Here is a 13,763-nt window from a genome sequence, read left to right on the forward strand (position 1 = left end):
AAAATATTAATTATCAGCCATTTAGGCTGTCAATTGCAGCTGTGAGCGCTTCTTTCCTTGTACCAATTACATCGACTCCAAATTTAGCAAGTCTGTCTTTTACTCTTCCTGTTGCACCAGCTACATATGCTTTCCTTGAGTTGTTTAGCGCTTCCTGAACCATATCTTCTATTGCGAGGGTTGCAGTAACTCCAAGCCTAGGAACATCAGTTATATCAAGTATTAGAACTTTATAGTTTCTTACAAGCATCATTCTTTCAGTAATTCCTTTTGCTGCTCCAAAACTAAGAGGCCCTTTCAATCTAAATAGCATTACTTCTCCCGCACAACGATCTAATAGTGCTTTTTCATCTGAGGGGAGTTGTGCATTTGCTGCATTGTTATTTGATGTTGAATCAAATGGGTTGTCAGCTTCCATCCCCTCCAATTGTGTCTCTGTAATGGAATCTATCGTGAGCATATTGGCGATGAATACCCCAACTAGTACAGCCCATATCAAGTCCCAGAAAACTGTCATCAAAAGGACTCCATACATCACACTTGCGGTTTTAAGTGAAAGTCTATGAGCTCTTAATAAAAATCCCCAATCAATAATGTCTAAGCCAACTTTTATTAAAATCCCCGCAAGAAGTGCTGTAGGTATCTGAGCCGCTAGAGGACCAGCCCCAACTAGAACGAATAGCAATACAACTGAATGCACCATCCCTGAGATTGGTGTGGAACCTCCAGATTTGACATTTATTACTGTTCTCATGGTTGCCCCTGCTCCAGGTAAACCTGTGAAAATCCCAGCTACTGCATTTCCAATACCTTGTCCAATTAGTTCTCTATCAGAATTGTGCCTGGTTTGAGAAATATTATCGGCTACAAGAGATGTAAGAAGAGAGTCAATAGCGCCAAGAACAGCAAGGACTAGTCCGGCTTTAAGAATTATTGGGAAGAAATTGTCAAAGCTTGGATCTGGGAGACTTAAAGAAAGACCACCCTCTGGTATTTCACCTATTCGGTCTATCGAACTATCGCCAAAAAGAAGTATTGATAAAGGAGTAACTATTAATAATGCTAAAAGAGGAGACGGGACCCATTGACTTATTTTACGGGGGGTGAGAAAAACTATCGCAAGTGTCATTAATGCCACTCCTATTGCAGCCCCATTTGGTTCGAAATTGTTAACTAAAGTTGAAAGAGACTCTAATACTCCTCCTCGAGTTGATATTCCAAGTAAAGGACCTATTTGAAGCGTGATTATGATTACTCCAATTCCAGACATAAAGCCTGAAACGACAGAGTATGGAACAAGTGTTATGTATTTACCAAGTCTTAGTAGACCAAATAAAATCTGAAATAATCCTCCAATGACTACCGCAGCCATTACTAAGGGAAGAATTTCGCCAGCAGATAAATCTCTAGGTACTCCTACGGCCGCCAAGCTCGCAACTACTCCAGCAACTGTTACGCTCATCGGCCCAGTGGGACCACTTACTTGTGCAGGAGTTCCTCCAAATAAAGCTGCGAGGAATCCAACGACAACTGCTCCATAAAGCCCATAAATAGCGCCCCCAGGGCCAAGTGCCGCATTACCAAACGCTAAAGCTAGTGGTAGGGCTACAACTGCGGCAGTCAAGCCGCCTAATACATCACCTCTAATATTTTTAAGGTGAAAGCCATTAATTAACGCCAATCGACTCTCCTTACTTGATTTGACTTGAATTAGCCTATCTCTTCAAGGTTCCATTAAGTTTTGGAATCTCTACTTTTAAATACTTATATTGAATAAGAATCATTGAAAAAATTGATTTTTTCTAAGAATGCAGCGTGATTTCGATGGCATTAGATGATTTTAAGGATTATTTCAAAATCCTTGGCGTTAGTAGAAATGCTACCGATAAAGAAATCAAAAGTGCTTTCAGGAAACTTGCTAGAAAATTTCATCCTGATTTACATCCACATGACGAGAGGGCAGAGTATGAGTTCAAAAAAATAAATGAAGCTTACGAGATTCTTTCAGATGAGAATAAAAAAAAGTCTTATGAACAATTTCTAAATTATTGGTTCAAAAATAGAGATGGAAAGTCGAGAGATTTTTCTAGGGAAAATAATGATCAGGGGTTTGATGAATATATAAACTTTGATGATTTTTTGAGTGATTTAATTGGAAGATTTAGTGATGTTGGTAAAGAAATTTACTCAAATATATCTTCAGATAATAGTGCTCATTCATTAAATCTTGATGCTGAATTTAATTTGCAGATTAGTTTTAGAGAGGCTTTGAATGGAACAAAAAAGAATCTTTTAGTGAATGATGAACGTATCGAGGTGAAAATTCCAAAAGGAACTGAAACAGGATCAAAAATACGTCTTGAAAATAAGGGTAATATACAGTCCGGGAAAGGGAAAAGAGGAGATTTATTGATTGAAGTCAGCATTAAGTCTCATCCGATTTGGAAAGTGAAAGGTTTAGATGTGTATGCAGATTTACCTATTTCTTTAGATGAATTAGCTTTGGGAGCAAATATTTCGGTTGCATCCCCTCAAGGAGTAACATATTTATCAATACCTTCTGGAAGTTTACCTGAGCAAAAATTGAGATTAAAAGGTCAAGGATTACATAACTTAGATACCCAAGGAGATTTGTTTTTTACTCTAAAATTGAAGTTCCCTAAAAATTGGTCAGACAAGGAGTTGAGACTTCTTGAAAAGCTTAGATCTGTTCGAATAGATGAACCTCGTTCGACTTGGTTCGATCAGGCTAGGACTTAAAGGAAGTAAAATGTAGTTATCTCTCATGTAGTTATCTCTATTGGTTAATATGGATCTTACTTATCGGCCCCGTCGTCTTCGAAGAACAAACTCTTTAAGAGATATGGTTAGAGAGCATAGTGTCTCTGCTTCTGACTTTATTTACCCTCTTTTTGTTCATGAAGGTTCAGATATTCAAGAAATAGCAGCGATGCCAGGTGCATTTCGCTGGTCAATGGATAGCTTGGTTGATGAAGTTAAACGTGCTTGGAATCTAGGTATTAGATGTGTCGTTCTATTTCCAAAAGTTCCGGAAGAGCTGAAAACAGAAGATGGAGCTGAATGTTTTAATGAAAAAGGTTTAATACCAAGGGCTATTGAAAGATTGAAAATAGAGATACCTGAAATGTGCATCATGACTGATGTCGCTTTAGATCCTTATTCTTGTGATGGTCATGATGGAATAGTTAGTAATCAAGGAATAATTTTGAATGATGAAACCGTTGATTATTTATGTAAACAAGCAGTGGTCCAAGCACAATCAGGAGCAGATTTAATTGGACCTAGCGACATGATGGATGGAAGAGTAGGAGCTATAAGAGAAGCCTTGGATGATGAAGGTTTTGAACATGTAGGAATAATTAGTTACACCGCAAAATATGCATCTGCCTATTACGGGCCTTTTAGAGAAGCTTTAGATTCTGCCCCTAGATCATTATCAAATAAGCCTATACCGAAAAATAAAAATACCTATCAGATGGATCCAGCGAATGCCAGAGAAGCCATAACAGAAGCTCAACTTGATGAACAAGAGGGATCGGACATCCTAATGGTTAAACCTGGTTTGGCTTACTTAGATATTATTTATCGTTTAAGGGAAGAATCAGAATTACCAATCGCTGCATATAACGTTAGTGGAGAGTATTCAATGGTTAAAGCTGCTGCTCAAAGAGGTTGGATTGATGAAAAGGCAATAGTTTTAGAAACTTTATTGAGTTTTAAAAGAGCTGGAGCAAATCTGATCCTTACGTATCATGCGTGTGATGCCGCAGGATGGTTAAAAGAACAATAGAGTCAATTAAGAAAATTATTAAAAATTTCAATTTTCAATCAAAAGTAATGCTAGAAAAACACTCTGACTTAAATAATGAAAGAGTTCATCGGCTCGGCCATGTAGCTATAAGAGTGGATGATGTTGATAGGGCTAAAAGTTTTTATTTGAGCTTGGGAATGAAGCTTGTGTGGGATGATCCTGATTGGTGTTACTTAGAGACAGGAGAGCACAAAGATGGCCTAGCTTTGCTCGGTCCGAGCTATAAAGCGGCTGGTCCACATTTTGCATTTCACTTCACTAAAAAGGATGAAATAGAAAGAATTCATTCTTCTCTAAAAAATCAAGGTGTACAGGTTGGCGCTTTGCATGATCATCGAGATGGAACTTCTTCTTTTTACTTGAAAGATACAGAAGGTAATTGGTTGGAAATGCTTTATCACCCATCAACAGGAATTCCAACAAATCAATAGAATTCAGGTAGACGAATGGAATTTACAATAAATCATGATGAGTCTGCAAAAACACAAATAATTCTGGAGTCTTTGGAGTTACTTGAATGGCCAACTGTTTGTAACCATTTGTCTACATTCGCGGTTACCCAACAAGGTCGTAATAAATGTAAAAGCTTTGATTTGCCATTAGATATATCTCTTAGCCAAGAGCTATTGTCCCAAACGTTAGAAATTGGATCATTAGATATTTCTCTTGATGGAGGAATATCTTTTGAAGGTATTCATGATTTGGAAAATATTCTTTTTATATGCTCCAAAGGTGGTGTCGCAATAGGTGAGGATTTATTAAAAGTTGCTGATACTTTAAGAGCTGCTAGAAAATTACGAAAACTAATATTTGATCAATTAATACGTCCACGACTTTCTGAATTACTCAAAGATGTTGCAACTTTGCCTGATTTGCAAAAACTACTTGAATTTGGCCTGGATGAAGGTGGGCGAATTGCAGATCGTGCTAGTCCAAAACTTTCTGAATTACGACGCCATAGGAATTCGGTACGTCTTCAAAGAAAAGATATTCTTCAAGATATTATCCGGAAATATGGAGGATTACTTCAAGATAGTATTATTTCAGAGCGGTATGGAAGACCTGTTTTAGCATTTAAAGCTGGGACTTCCGACCAGATTAAGGGAATGGTTCATGATAGTTCCGCTTCAGGAAATACGATCTATGTCGAGCCACAAGTTGTCATATCAATAGGGAATCGTTTGGCAAAAATAGATTCTGAAATCTCAGATGAAGAGAGGAGACTTTTAGCTAATTGGAGTAAAGAGGTTGGGTTTAATGCCGATGTAATAGCTCATTTAGGAGAGATTCTTTTACAGATTGAGTTTGCATTGTCACGAGCTCGTTACTCTAGATGGCTTAACGGGGTACCAGCAATTCTTGATGAGAATGAAAATACACTATTTGAGATTAAAGATTTTCGTCATCCTTTATTAGTATGGAATGATTTTCATGAGAAAAAAAATACAGTAGTTCCAACCACTTTTGATGTTCCAGCTGATTTAAAAGTTGTTGCAATTACAGGTCCTAATACTGGAGGCAAAACAGTTGCGTTAAAAAGTATTGGTCTAGCAGTTTTAATGGCAAAAGCAGGAATACTTTTACCATGTAATGGCACACCAAGATTACCTTGGTGTAAAAATATTTTAGCCGATATTGGTGATGAGCAATCATTACAGCAAAATTTATCTACATTTAGTGGACATATTCTTCGTATAAGTCGAATACTCGATGCGATAGCTTCTTCCCATGGGACGACTCTTGTTCTTTTAGATGAAGTTGGAGCAGGAACTGATCCCTCTGAAGGTACAGCTTTGGCTATGGCTCTGTTAAAGATAATGGCAGATAGAGCACGACTAACTATTGCTACTACTCATTTTGGAGAATTAAAAGCACTGAAATATAGTGATTCAAGATTTGAAAATGCTTCAGTTTCTTTTGATAGTGAAACAATAAAACCAACCTTTCATTTGCAATGGGGCATTCCTGGTAGGAGTAATGCAATTGAGATTTCACAAAGACTTGGTCTTGATTCGGAAGTGATAAAACGTGCTCAAGAGTTTATCAATCCTGCAAGCGTTGATAATGTTAATCAAGTTATTAAAGGCTTAGAAAAACAACGTGAGCGGCAACAATCAGCAGCTGAAGATGCCGCGGCTTTATTGGCAAAAACTGAATTGTTACATGAAGAATTACTTGATAGTTGGCAGAAACAACGTCAACAAACGGAGAGGTTTAATGAACAAGGAAGGTTCAAACTGGAGTCATCAATTAGAGAAGGTCAAAAAGAAGTTAGACATTTGATTAAACGTTTGCGCGATCAAAATGCTAGTGGTGAAACAGCAAGAATTGCTGGTAAACGATTACGGCAAATGGAGAAGGGATATCGAAGTAATAGGCGGGTTCCGCATGTGCCGGGCTGGGTTCCGAAAATTGGGGACAAAGTTAGATTGTCTTCTATAGGTAAAGCAGGTGAAATAATTTCTTTCTCAGATGATGGAATGCAATTAACAGTATTGTGTGGGGTATTTCGAAGCAAAGTCAATTTAATGGAAGTAGAAAGTCTTGATGGTCAAAAGGCCGAAATAAATCCAAGTGTGCAAGTAAAAACTTCGCAGGTAAGAAAGAATTTTTCTTTAGTACGTACTAAAAAAAATACCTTAGATGTGAGGGGGTTACGCGTACATGAAGCCGAGGGAGTAATTGAAGAAAAATTGAGAAATTGTTCCGGAGCTTTATGGGTTATTCATGGAATTGGTTCTGGAAAACTAAAAAAAGGTTTGAGGAAATGGTTTGATTCACTTTCATATGTTGAAAAAGTAGCCGATGCTGAACCTCATGATGGAGGCCCTGGATGTAGTGTTGTGTGGATGGTTGATTGAAATTCAGGTGAAAGTTATAAACAGTGTTTTCAGTTCTTTAATTGAGCAAGGATAAATGTAAGAATTATTATTTAGTTAATTGATTAGAGATATTTTTAAATGCAATTTATTGATCAGGCTATTATCGATGTCAAAGCAGGTTCAGGTGGTGATGGTATCTCTGCTTTTAGAAGAGAAAAGTATGTTCCAGCAGGTGGTCCTGCGGGAGGAGATGGAGGGCAAGGAGGAAATGTTGTTTTAGAGGCTGATGATAATTTGCAAACTCTTTTGGATTTCAAATTTCAGAAATTAATTTCTGCCGAGAATGGCCAACGAGGTGGTCCCAATAAATGCACTGGAGCATCAGGAAAAGACACTGTACTTAAAGTTCCATGCGGAACAGAGGTAAGACATCTCTCTACAAATATTATTCTTGGTGATTTAACTCATAAAGGCCAACAACTCGTTGTCGCGTTTGGTGGAAAAGGAGGTTTCGGGAACGCTCGCTATTTATCAAATAGCAATAGAGCTCCAGAAAAATTTACTGAAGGAAAAGCAGGTGAAGAATGGTCATTGCAATTGGAATTAAAACTTTTAGCAGAAGTAGGAATTATTGGTTTGCCTAATGCAGGCAAAAGTACTTTGATTTCTGTACTCTCTTCTGCAAGACCAAAGATTGCTGATTATCCATTTACAACTTTAATTCCTAATCTCGGAGTAGTAAGAAGACCCTCAGGAGATGGAACAGTTTTTGCAGATATTCCTGGTTTGATTTCTGGAGCCTCAAAAGGTATTGGACTAGGGCATGATTTTCTTCGACATATTGAACGCACAAAGGTTTTACTGCATTTAATTGACTCAGCATCAACCGATCCGATAAATGATTTTGAAACCATTAATGAGGAATTAACGTCTTACGGTCATGGTTTGATTTCTAGGCCTAGAATTTTTGTTCTGAATAAAAAAGAACTCTTAAAAGAGAATGAAATTAAAAAACTTCTAAATAAAATTGAGAAACTAACTATGAAAAAGGTACATATAATTTCCGCAGTAACGAAATTTGGTCTGGATGATTTGTTGAGTTCTATTTGGAACGAACTTGGATATTAATTAATTGTTATGAGTGAATCATACCTACTTGTCTTACAGTTGATTGTTGGTCATAACTAAAGAGAGTTATTAAAATTATGGATTTTTACAGTTGTTTTGATGGACAAGGAGAAATTATTGCTCGCTGCCAGACTGATCAAGATATTGATGTTCTAAAGAAAATGGGTAGACCAATCGCTGAAGTACGTCAGATGAAAAATGAAGAGGCAGTTGTCTGTTCTTTAACTGGAAGTCCTTCAGATTTTAATATGGATTATTAATAGGATCTAATAGAAAAAAAGGGGGAGGCTATAGCCTCCCCCTTTTTTGCTGTTGATTGTTTTTAAATATTAATCGTCGTATACCAAGCATTCAGGTTCGTCAGGGTTGGCGTCGCAGAAAAGTTCAAGTGCATTTGGATCATGCTTGTCTTCAGGATGGTGTTCCTTATATTCCTTAAGAGAGTTAAGTTCATCTTCTAAGTGATGCAGCTTAGATTCATTCCCCTGGGCTTTGGCTTGTTGGATTTCAGATTCATCTTTTTTAATATGCTCGTCAATGGTTTTCATGGCTTCTTGTTAAGAGCAGGATTATTGATTTATACAATAATTATGACGGAGGAATAATGCACGTGGTTTGTAAATTTGGTTGGATTTCCTCACCATTTCCTGACTTAAGACCTCCAAAAGGGATATTTTTTAAGTTGCTTCCTTGAATTGATAATTGGTTGGTTTTCTAAACTATTGAGATGCTTTTAGCTTCCTTTGGATTTCTAAAAAATCAAAAACGCTCTTATCTCCTATATCTGCCTCTGCTGGTAGGTTGAATTTTCTTATTCCCAATATTAGCAATAGAAAGGACGACACCACTAGCATTGTAAAAGTAAAACTTTCATTAGCTAATTCAGTTAAATATCCAGTTAAAGCAATTGGAATAAAGATCGTTATACCTATTGCTTCAATTCTTCTAAAACAAAAAAACTCTTTGAAACCAATCCCCGTTAAAGAGGCAAAAAGTGGACCTATAAGTAATATCGATTTTGGATTTTCTCTAATACCATCGATGAGATTTGTTACTCCAAAATGATATGAAAGTATTAAAAATCCAATACAACCTAGTCCCCAGAAAATTGTTAGTATTTGATGTAAAGGTCTTAAATATATGTGAATCCACTTAAGACTAAATCCCGTACTTATTAACATGCCAATTAGCCAAACCCATATTTGATCAGATCCATTTGCATACCATTGAGCTATTCCTATTGAAAAGAATAATCCGCAGAATAAAATTGATAATCGGTAAAATATAACTTCTTTTTTATCGTTAGAAGTTACTATGAAATCCCCATAAACTCCTTTAATTGAATTTGAAGGTTGAAGATAGGAATTTAATGTTTTCATGTTTGATAATTACTGATTGACAATTTTTCTTATACTTTCACCTTGTGGAATAATACTACTTGGATTTAATGGAAATAAAGCTCCAAAATAATCTTTTCTCCAAGTATCTGCATTACATGTTTCTTCAATATTGTATAAATTAAAAATAGTTTTTCTCCATTTTATTATATTTGAAAATGATTTAATTGGCTGCTTGCTGCACTTGAATAGTGGCTCATAAACAGATTCCCATCTGATTAGAGTAGGAAACAGCCTTATATCGGCAATTGTTAAATCTTCTCCACATAGCCAAGGCCCATTTAACTTAAGACTCTCTTCGATAATATTAAGAGTTGAGAACAAATCTTTAGATGCTTTTTCATAAGCTTTTTGGTTTCTTGCAAATCCACATTTATAAACTCCATTATTAATATTTTCTTGAATTAGATTCTGCCAATTCAATATTTTTTTATGATGTATTTTGGGATTGAGGTCCATATTATTAGTATTTACAGGCCATTTGTTTAGAATCTCTAATAGGTCAGCGCTTTCATTATTTATTATTCTGAATTTTGATTTAGCCTCTTTACCTGGATCAAATAACATTGGTACAGTAGCTCTTTTGATTTGGTAGTTATTACATTTTTTATATAGATCTTGAAGTGTTTTGCATCCTTTTAGCTTGGGTTGAAATATCCATCTACCGCTAGAGGTGTTCACTTGAGCGATATTTAGATTAATAGTAGCTTTTAAACCTTTTATTTTATGTATTATCCATACCCTGTGAGCCCAGGGACAACTTTTGCCAACAATCAAATATGGCATTTGATCCATATCTCTATTTTCTAAATCATCTTTGGTGGGGATTTGAATTTTTGGTTGGACGTTCTTAGGCCTCTTGTAGTTCCCTTGAGAATCTGAAGGTCCAAGCCCATTCATCAAAATCTTCCATTCGCAATTCCAAATTTCTTTAGCTGCTTTAACAAGTATTGGTGGTGTAGCCATGAATTCCTTTTAAGCTTATAAGTATAAATTAATTTTTTATTGATGATGCAGCTACAGGTGCTTCTAGTGGCTGGTACACATGGTAATGAGATAAACGGTATTTTTCTTTTCGATCAATGGAAAAAATCACCTTTTTTAATCAATACTCACGGAATTAAAACTTTTAAGGTAATTGGAAATCCAGAAGCGCAAAAGGCTGGAAAAAGATACATCCACCAAGATTTGAATAGGAGTTTCCAAGAAGAATCAATGCTATCTATTAGTTCTTCAAATTTTGAGGGAAATAGAGCAAATGAATTAGTCAATCTTTACGGAGAGGAAGGAGAAAACCCCTGTCAAATAGCATTAGACTTCCATACGACAACAGCTTCCATGGGAAGTTGTTTGGTTGTTTATGGCAGAAGAGATGCAGATTTAGCTCTGGCTGCTTTAATTCAAAATCAATTAGGCTTACCAATATATATTCATGAATCTGATCAAAAACAAACAGGTTTTTTAGTTGAATCTTGGCCTTGTGGACTTGTTATTGAAATTGGCCCTATAGGACAGGGCCTTTTGAATTCAAGAATTATTTCGCAAACAAAATTGATTCTTGAGGCTTTTATGGAACAAATTCATCAAGTTCAGAACTTAACTTTCTATCCCCCTGAAAAGTTAATAATTCATAGGCATATTAAAAGCATTGATTTTCCAAGAGATGAACAAGGCAATATTGATGGATATGTTCATTCTCTAAGACAATCAAAGGATTGGCAGGAATTGAAGAAAAACGATGAATTGTTTTTTAAATTAAATGGAGAAATAATTGGATTTGAAGAAGAAGAACCTTACGTGCCTGTTTTTATTAATGAAGCAGCGTATGTGGAAAAAAACATCGCTATGAGCTTTACTAAAAGAGAATTATGGGATTGTAAAAAAGAATGGAAACAATCACTTATTGATCTAGTACATCAGAAATAAGTTCTCTCGCTCCAATAAACAACCGCCCCTTTTGCCTCTAATTCATATTTTCTGTGTCGCGCATCACACAAAGGGACTCTGTCTTCACCCCTATGCCCGTTAATCAGCCACTTGATTAGAACCAAATTCGAGACCTCAGAGGTTAAATCTTAAAAGAATCTTAAGCCCTCTTGAGTGCGCATTAAGTTCAGCTTACTGATTCTCTTCATAAATTGTCCTACATATTGGCCACAGAAAGGATCATTCTCATTTAATATCACTGCTGGCAGTCTAATTAGCTGCTCTTATTTACTCGTCCCGTTAGGGACATATACATTCGTCCTCATGACCACCATTCAGCAGCAACGTTCTTCGTTGCTCAAAGGTTGGCCACAATTCTGCGAGTGGGTTACTTCTACCAACAACCGTATCTATGTCGGTTGGTTCGGTGTATTGATGATCCCTTGTCTTCTTGCGGCAACAACTTGTTTCATCGTTGCATTTATCGCTGCTCCTCCAGTTGATATCGACGGTATCCGTGAGCCAGTAGCTGGTTCATTCATGTATGGAAACAACATCATTTCTGGTGCTGTTGTTCCTTCAAGTAACGCTATCGGCCTTCACTTCTACCCAATCTGGGAAGCAGCAACTCTTGATGAGTGGCTATATAACGGTGGCCCTTACCAGCTTGTAATCTTCCACTTCCTTATCGGTATCTCTGCATACATGGGACGTCAGTGGGAGCTTTCATACCGTTTAGGTATGCGCCCATGGATCTGTGTTGCTTACTCAGCTCCTGTATCAGCAGCTTTCGCTGTATTCCTTGTTTACCCATTCGGTCAGGGTTCATTCTCTGATGGTATGCCTCTAGGAATTTCTGGAACATTCAACTTCATGTTCGTTTTCCAGGCTGAGCACAACATCTTGATGCACCCATTCCACATGGCTGGTGTAGCAGGTATGTTCGGTGGTGCTTTGTTCTCTGCAATGCACGGTTCTTTGGTTACTTCATCACTTATCCGTGAGACCACAGGACTTGATTCACAGAACTACGGTTACAAGTTTGGACAAGAAGAAGAGACATACAACATCGTTGCAGCTCATGGCTACTTCGGTCGTTTGATCTTCCAATATGCAAGCTTCAACAACAGCCGTAGCCTTCACTTCTTCTTGGCTTCATGGCCAGTGATTTGTGTTTGGTTGACATCTATGGGCATCTGCACCATGGCGTTCAACTTGAACGGTTTCAACTTCAACCAGTCTGTAGTTGATACTTCAGGCAAGGTTGTACCAACCTGGGGTGATGTACTTAACCGTGCAAACCTTGGTATGGAAGTAATGCACGAGCGTAATGCTCACAACTTCCCACTTGACCTAGCAGCTGCTGAGTCTACTTCTGTAGCTCTTGTTGCACCTGCAATCGGTTAAGTCTTTAACTTGATTTTTTAAAGCCCTCTTTTAGAGGGCTTTTTTTTTGCCTTTTTGCTCTATACATTTGCTGATTGGTTTGTTTTTTATCAAGTATTGATTAACATTTTGTAGATAGGTTTATTTATGGGAAGTAGTTTCGGAAAACTTTTTATTATCAGCACCTTTGGTGAATCCCATGGTGGAGGTGTTGGTGTAATTATTGATGGCTGTCCACCAAGGTTGAAGCTTGATATCAATCAAATACAAAATGAGCTCAATCGAAGAAGACCAGGACAAAGCAAAATCACTACTCCAAGAAAGGAAAGTGATGAGGTTGAAATTCTAAGTGGTCTCTTAGGGAACAAAACCTTAGGGACGCCAATTGCGATGCTTGTAAGAAATAAAGATCATAGGCCGAAGGATTATTCAGAGATTAAAAAAACTTTTAGACCATCCCATGCGGATGCTACTTATCAGAAAAAATATGGAATTCAGGCTTTAAGTGGCGGAGGGCGAGCGTCCGCCAGAGAGACGATAGGTAGAGTCGCCGCTGGTTCTGTCGCAAAGCAACTCCTCCTTCAGTCTTCTAATACGCAAATACTCGCTTGGGTAAAAAGGATTCATGATATTGAAGCTGATATTCAACCCAGTGAAGTTACTTTTGATGATATTGAGAAAAATATTGTTCGGTGCCCCAACCAAACAGCTGCAAGTTTAATGATTGAGAGAGTGGAGGCTTTTGGTAAAGAAGGAGACTCTTGTGGCGGAGTAATAGAATGTGTTGTTCGAAATCCGCCAGTAGGCCTTGGTATGCCTGTTTTTGATAAGTTAGAAGCTGATTTAGCAAAGGCATTAATGTCTTTGCCTGCCACTAAAGGCTTTGAGGTAGGCTCTGGTTTCGGAGGTACTTATCTGAAAGGAAGCGAACATAATGATCCTTTTTTGCCATCGGATTCTGATCAATTGAAAACTGCTACAAATAATTCAGGAGGAATTCAAGGAGGTATTACTAATGGTGAGAATATAGTCTTGAGAGTTGGATTTAAACCAACAGCAACGATTAGGAAAAGTCAAAAAACAATTGATGAAGATGGTAACGCCACAACTCTTAAGGCAACAGGAAGACATGATCCTTGTGTTTTGCCAAGGGCAGTACCAATGGTTGAAGCAATGGTTGCTCTTGTTTTGGCTGATCATTTACTTAGACAGCAAGGCCAATGTACTGACTATTGTTCAAAGGATTAATCATCTCCTCCGCTAAAACCTCAA

13 protein-coding genes are annotated in these 13,763 nt (G+C 37.3%); 9 read left to right on the forward strand and 4 right to left on the reverse strand.

The features are described 5' to 3' along the window. Positions 1 to 13: 13 nt before the first annotated feature. Complete coding sequence (locus O5639_RS08920; protein ID WP_269624186.1) at positions 14 to 1,681, reverse strand: SulP family inorganic anion transporter; 1,668 nt, start codon at positions 1,679 to 1,681, stop codon at positions 14 to 16. A 143-nt stretch (positions 1,682 to 1,824) separates the two neighbouring features. Here O5639_RS08920 and O5639_RS08925 point away from each other — a divergent pair, with 143 nt between their 5' ends. From O5639_RS08925 to O5639_RS08950, 6 genes are all read left to right on the forward strand, one after another. Next, positions 1,825 to 2,760: a DnaJ C-terminal domain-containing protein gene (locus O5639_RS08925; RefSeq protein ID WP_269624187.1), complete on the forward strand. Its 936-nt coding sequence runs from the start codon at positions 1,825 to 1,827 to the stop codon at positions 2,758 to 2,760. A 49-nt stretch (positions 2,761 to 2,809) separates the two neighbouring features. Further along, on the forward strand, positions 2,810 to 3,811 hold the full coding sequence (hemB, locus tag O5639_RS08930) for a porphobilinogen synthase (protein ID WP_269624188.1): 1,002 nt from the start codon (positions 2,810 to 2,812) through the stop codon (positions 3,809 to 3,811). A gap of 47 nt (positions 3,812 to 3,858) precedes the next feature. Continuing rightward, positions 3,859 to 4,263: a VOC family protein gene (locus O5639_RS08935; RefSeq protein WP_269625542.1), complete on the forward strand. Its 405-nt coding sequence runs from the start codon at positions 3,859 to 3,861 to the stop codon at positions 4,261 to 4,263. 15 nt (positions 4,264 to 4,278) lie between these two features. Beyond that, positions 4,279 to 6,693, forward strand: coding sequence for an endonuclease MutS2 (locus tag O5639_RS08940; protein WP_269624189.1), 2,415 nt, complete (start codon positions 4,279 to 4,281; stop codon positions 6,691 to 6,693). A 99-nt stretch (positions 6,694 to 6,792) separates the two neighbouring features. After that, the gene (gene cgtA, locus O5639_RS08945; RefSeq protein ID WP_269624190.1) at positions 6,793 to 7,782 is read left to right on the forward strand and encodes an Obg family GTPase CgtA; all 990 of its coding nucleotides are present in this window, start codon (positions 6,793 to 6,795) and stop codon (positions 7,780 to 7,782) included. 77 nt (positions 7,783 to 7,859) lie between these two features. Next, complete coding sequence (locus O5639_RS08950; RefSeq protein ID WP_269624191.1) at positions 7,860 to 8,042, forward strand: hypothetical protein; 183 nt, start codon at positions 7,860 to 7,862, stop codon at positions 8,040 to 8,042. Positions 8,043 to 8,111: 69 nt separating this feature from the next. Here O5639_RS08950 and O5639_RS08955 read toward each other — a convergent pair whose 3' ends face one another. From O5639_RS08955 to O5639_RS08965, 3 genes are all read right to left on the reverse strand, one after another. Further along, complete coding sequence (locus O5639_RS08955) at positions 8,112 to 8,330, reverse strand: CP12 domain-containing protein (RefSeq protein WP_269609516.1); 219 nt, start codon at positions 8,328 to 8,330, stop codon at positions 8,112 to 8,114. A 171-nt stretch (positions 8,331 to 8,501) separates the two neighbouring features. Next, complete coding sequence (locus O5639_RS08960; RefSeq protein WP_269624192.1) at positions 8,502 to 9,161, reverse strand: DUF2301 domain-containing membrane protein; 660 nt, start codon at positions 9,159 to 9,161, stop codon at positions 8,502 to 8,504. A gap of 9 nt (positions 9,162 to 9,170) precedes the next feature. After that, positions 9,171 to 10,145 (reverse strand): glutathione S-transferase family protein, encoded by a 975-nt coding sequence (locus O5639_RS08965; protein WP_269624193.1) that lies wholly within the window; start codon positions 10,143 to 10,145, stop codon positions 9,171 to 9,173. Between the two features lie 42 nt (positions 10,146 to 10,187). Between O5639_RS08965 and O5639_RS08970 the strand changes: the two genes are divergently transcribed. The 3 genes from O5639_RS08970 to aroC all read left to right on the forward strand — a co-directional run bounded on the left by O5639_RS08970 (position 10,188) and on the right by aroC (position 13,739). After that, on the forward strand, positions 10,188 to 11,105 hold the full coding sequence (locus O5639_RS08970; RefSeq protein WP_269624194.1) for an aspartoacylase: 918 nt from the start codon (positions 10,188 to 10,190) through the stop codon (positions 11,103 to 11,105). A 324-nt stretch (positions 11,106 to 11,429) separates the two neighbouring features. Then, positions 11,430 to 12,512 (forward strand): photosystem II q(b) protein, encoded by a 1,083-nt coding sequence (gene psbA / locus O5639_RS08975; RefSeq protein ID WP_011294225.1) that lies wholly within the window; start codon positions 11,430 to 11,432, stop codon positions 12,510 to 12,512. Between the two features lie 126 nt (positions 12,513 to 12,638). Continuing rightward, positions 12,639 to 13,739 (forward strand): chorismate synthase, encoded by a 1,101-nt coding sequence (aroC, locus tag O5639_RS08980; protein WP_269624195.1) that lies wholly within the window; start codon positions 12,639 to 12,641, stop codon positions 13,737 to 13,739. Positions 13,740 to 13,763 lie beyond the last annotated feature (24 nt).

Origin of the sequence: Prochlorococcus marinus str. MIT 1214, assembly GCF_027359355.1 — a bacterium.
GTDB classification, from domain to species: Bacteria; Cyanobacteriota; Cyanobacteriia; order PCC-6307; family Cyanobiaceae; genus Prochlorococcus_B; species Prochlorococcus_B marinus_F.

Bases quoted from the DNA above. Each gene is read 5' to 3' on its own strand.
- O5639_RS08925 (WP_269624187.1), top strand. From the start codon at position 1,825: ATGGCATTAGATGATTTTAAGGATTATTTCAAAATCCTTGGCGTTAGT.
- hemB (WP_269624188.1), top strand. From the start codon at position 2,810: ATGGATCTTACTTATCGGCCCCGTCGTCTTCGAAGAACAAACTCTTTA.
- O5639_RS08935 (WP_269625542.1), top strand. From the start codon at position 3,859: ATGCTAGAAAAACACTCTGACTTAAATAATGAAAGAGTTCATCGGCTC.
- O5639_RS08940 (WP_269624189.1), top strand. From the start codon at position 4,279: ATGGAATTTACAATAAATCATGATGAGTCTGCAAAAACACAAATAATT.
- cgtA (WP_269624190.1), top strand. From the start codon at position 6,793: ATGCAATTTATTGATCAGGCTATTATCGATGTCAAAGCAGGTTCAGGT.
- O5639_RS08950 (WP_269624191.1), top strand. From the start codon at position 7,860: ATGGATTTTTACAGTTGTTTTGATGGACAAGGAGAAATTATTGCTCGC.
- O5639_RS08955 (WP_269609516.1), bottom strand. From the start codon at position 8,330: ATGAAAACCATTGACGAGCATATTAAAAAAGATGAATCTGAAATCCAA.
- O5639_RS08960 (WP_269624192.1), bottom strand. From the start codon at position 9,161: ATGAAAACATTAAATTCCTATCTTCAACCTTCAAATTCAATTAAAGGA.
- O5639_RS08965 (WP_269624193.1), bottom strand. From the start codon at position 10,145: ATGGCTACACCACCAATACTTGTTAAAGCAGCTAAAGAAATTTGGAAT.
- O5639_RS08970 (WP_269624194.1), top strand. From the start codon at position 10,188: ATGATGCAGCTACAGGTGCTTCTAGTGGCTGGTACACATGGTAATGAG.
- psbA (WP_011294225.1), top strand. From the start codon at position 11,430: ATGACCACCATTCAGCAGCAACGTTCTTCGTTGCTCAAAGGTTGGCCA.
- aroC (WP_269624195.1), top strand. From the start codon at position 12,639: ATGGGAAGTAGTTTCGGAAAACTTTTTATTATCAGCACCTTTGGTGAA.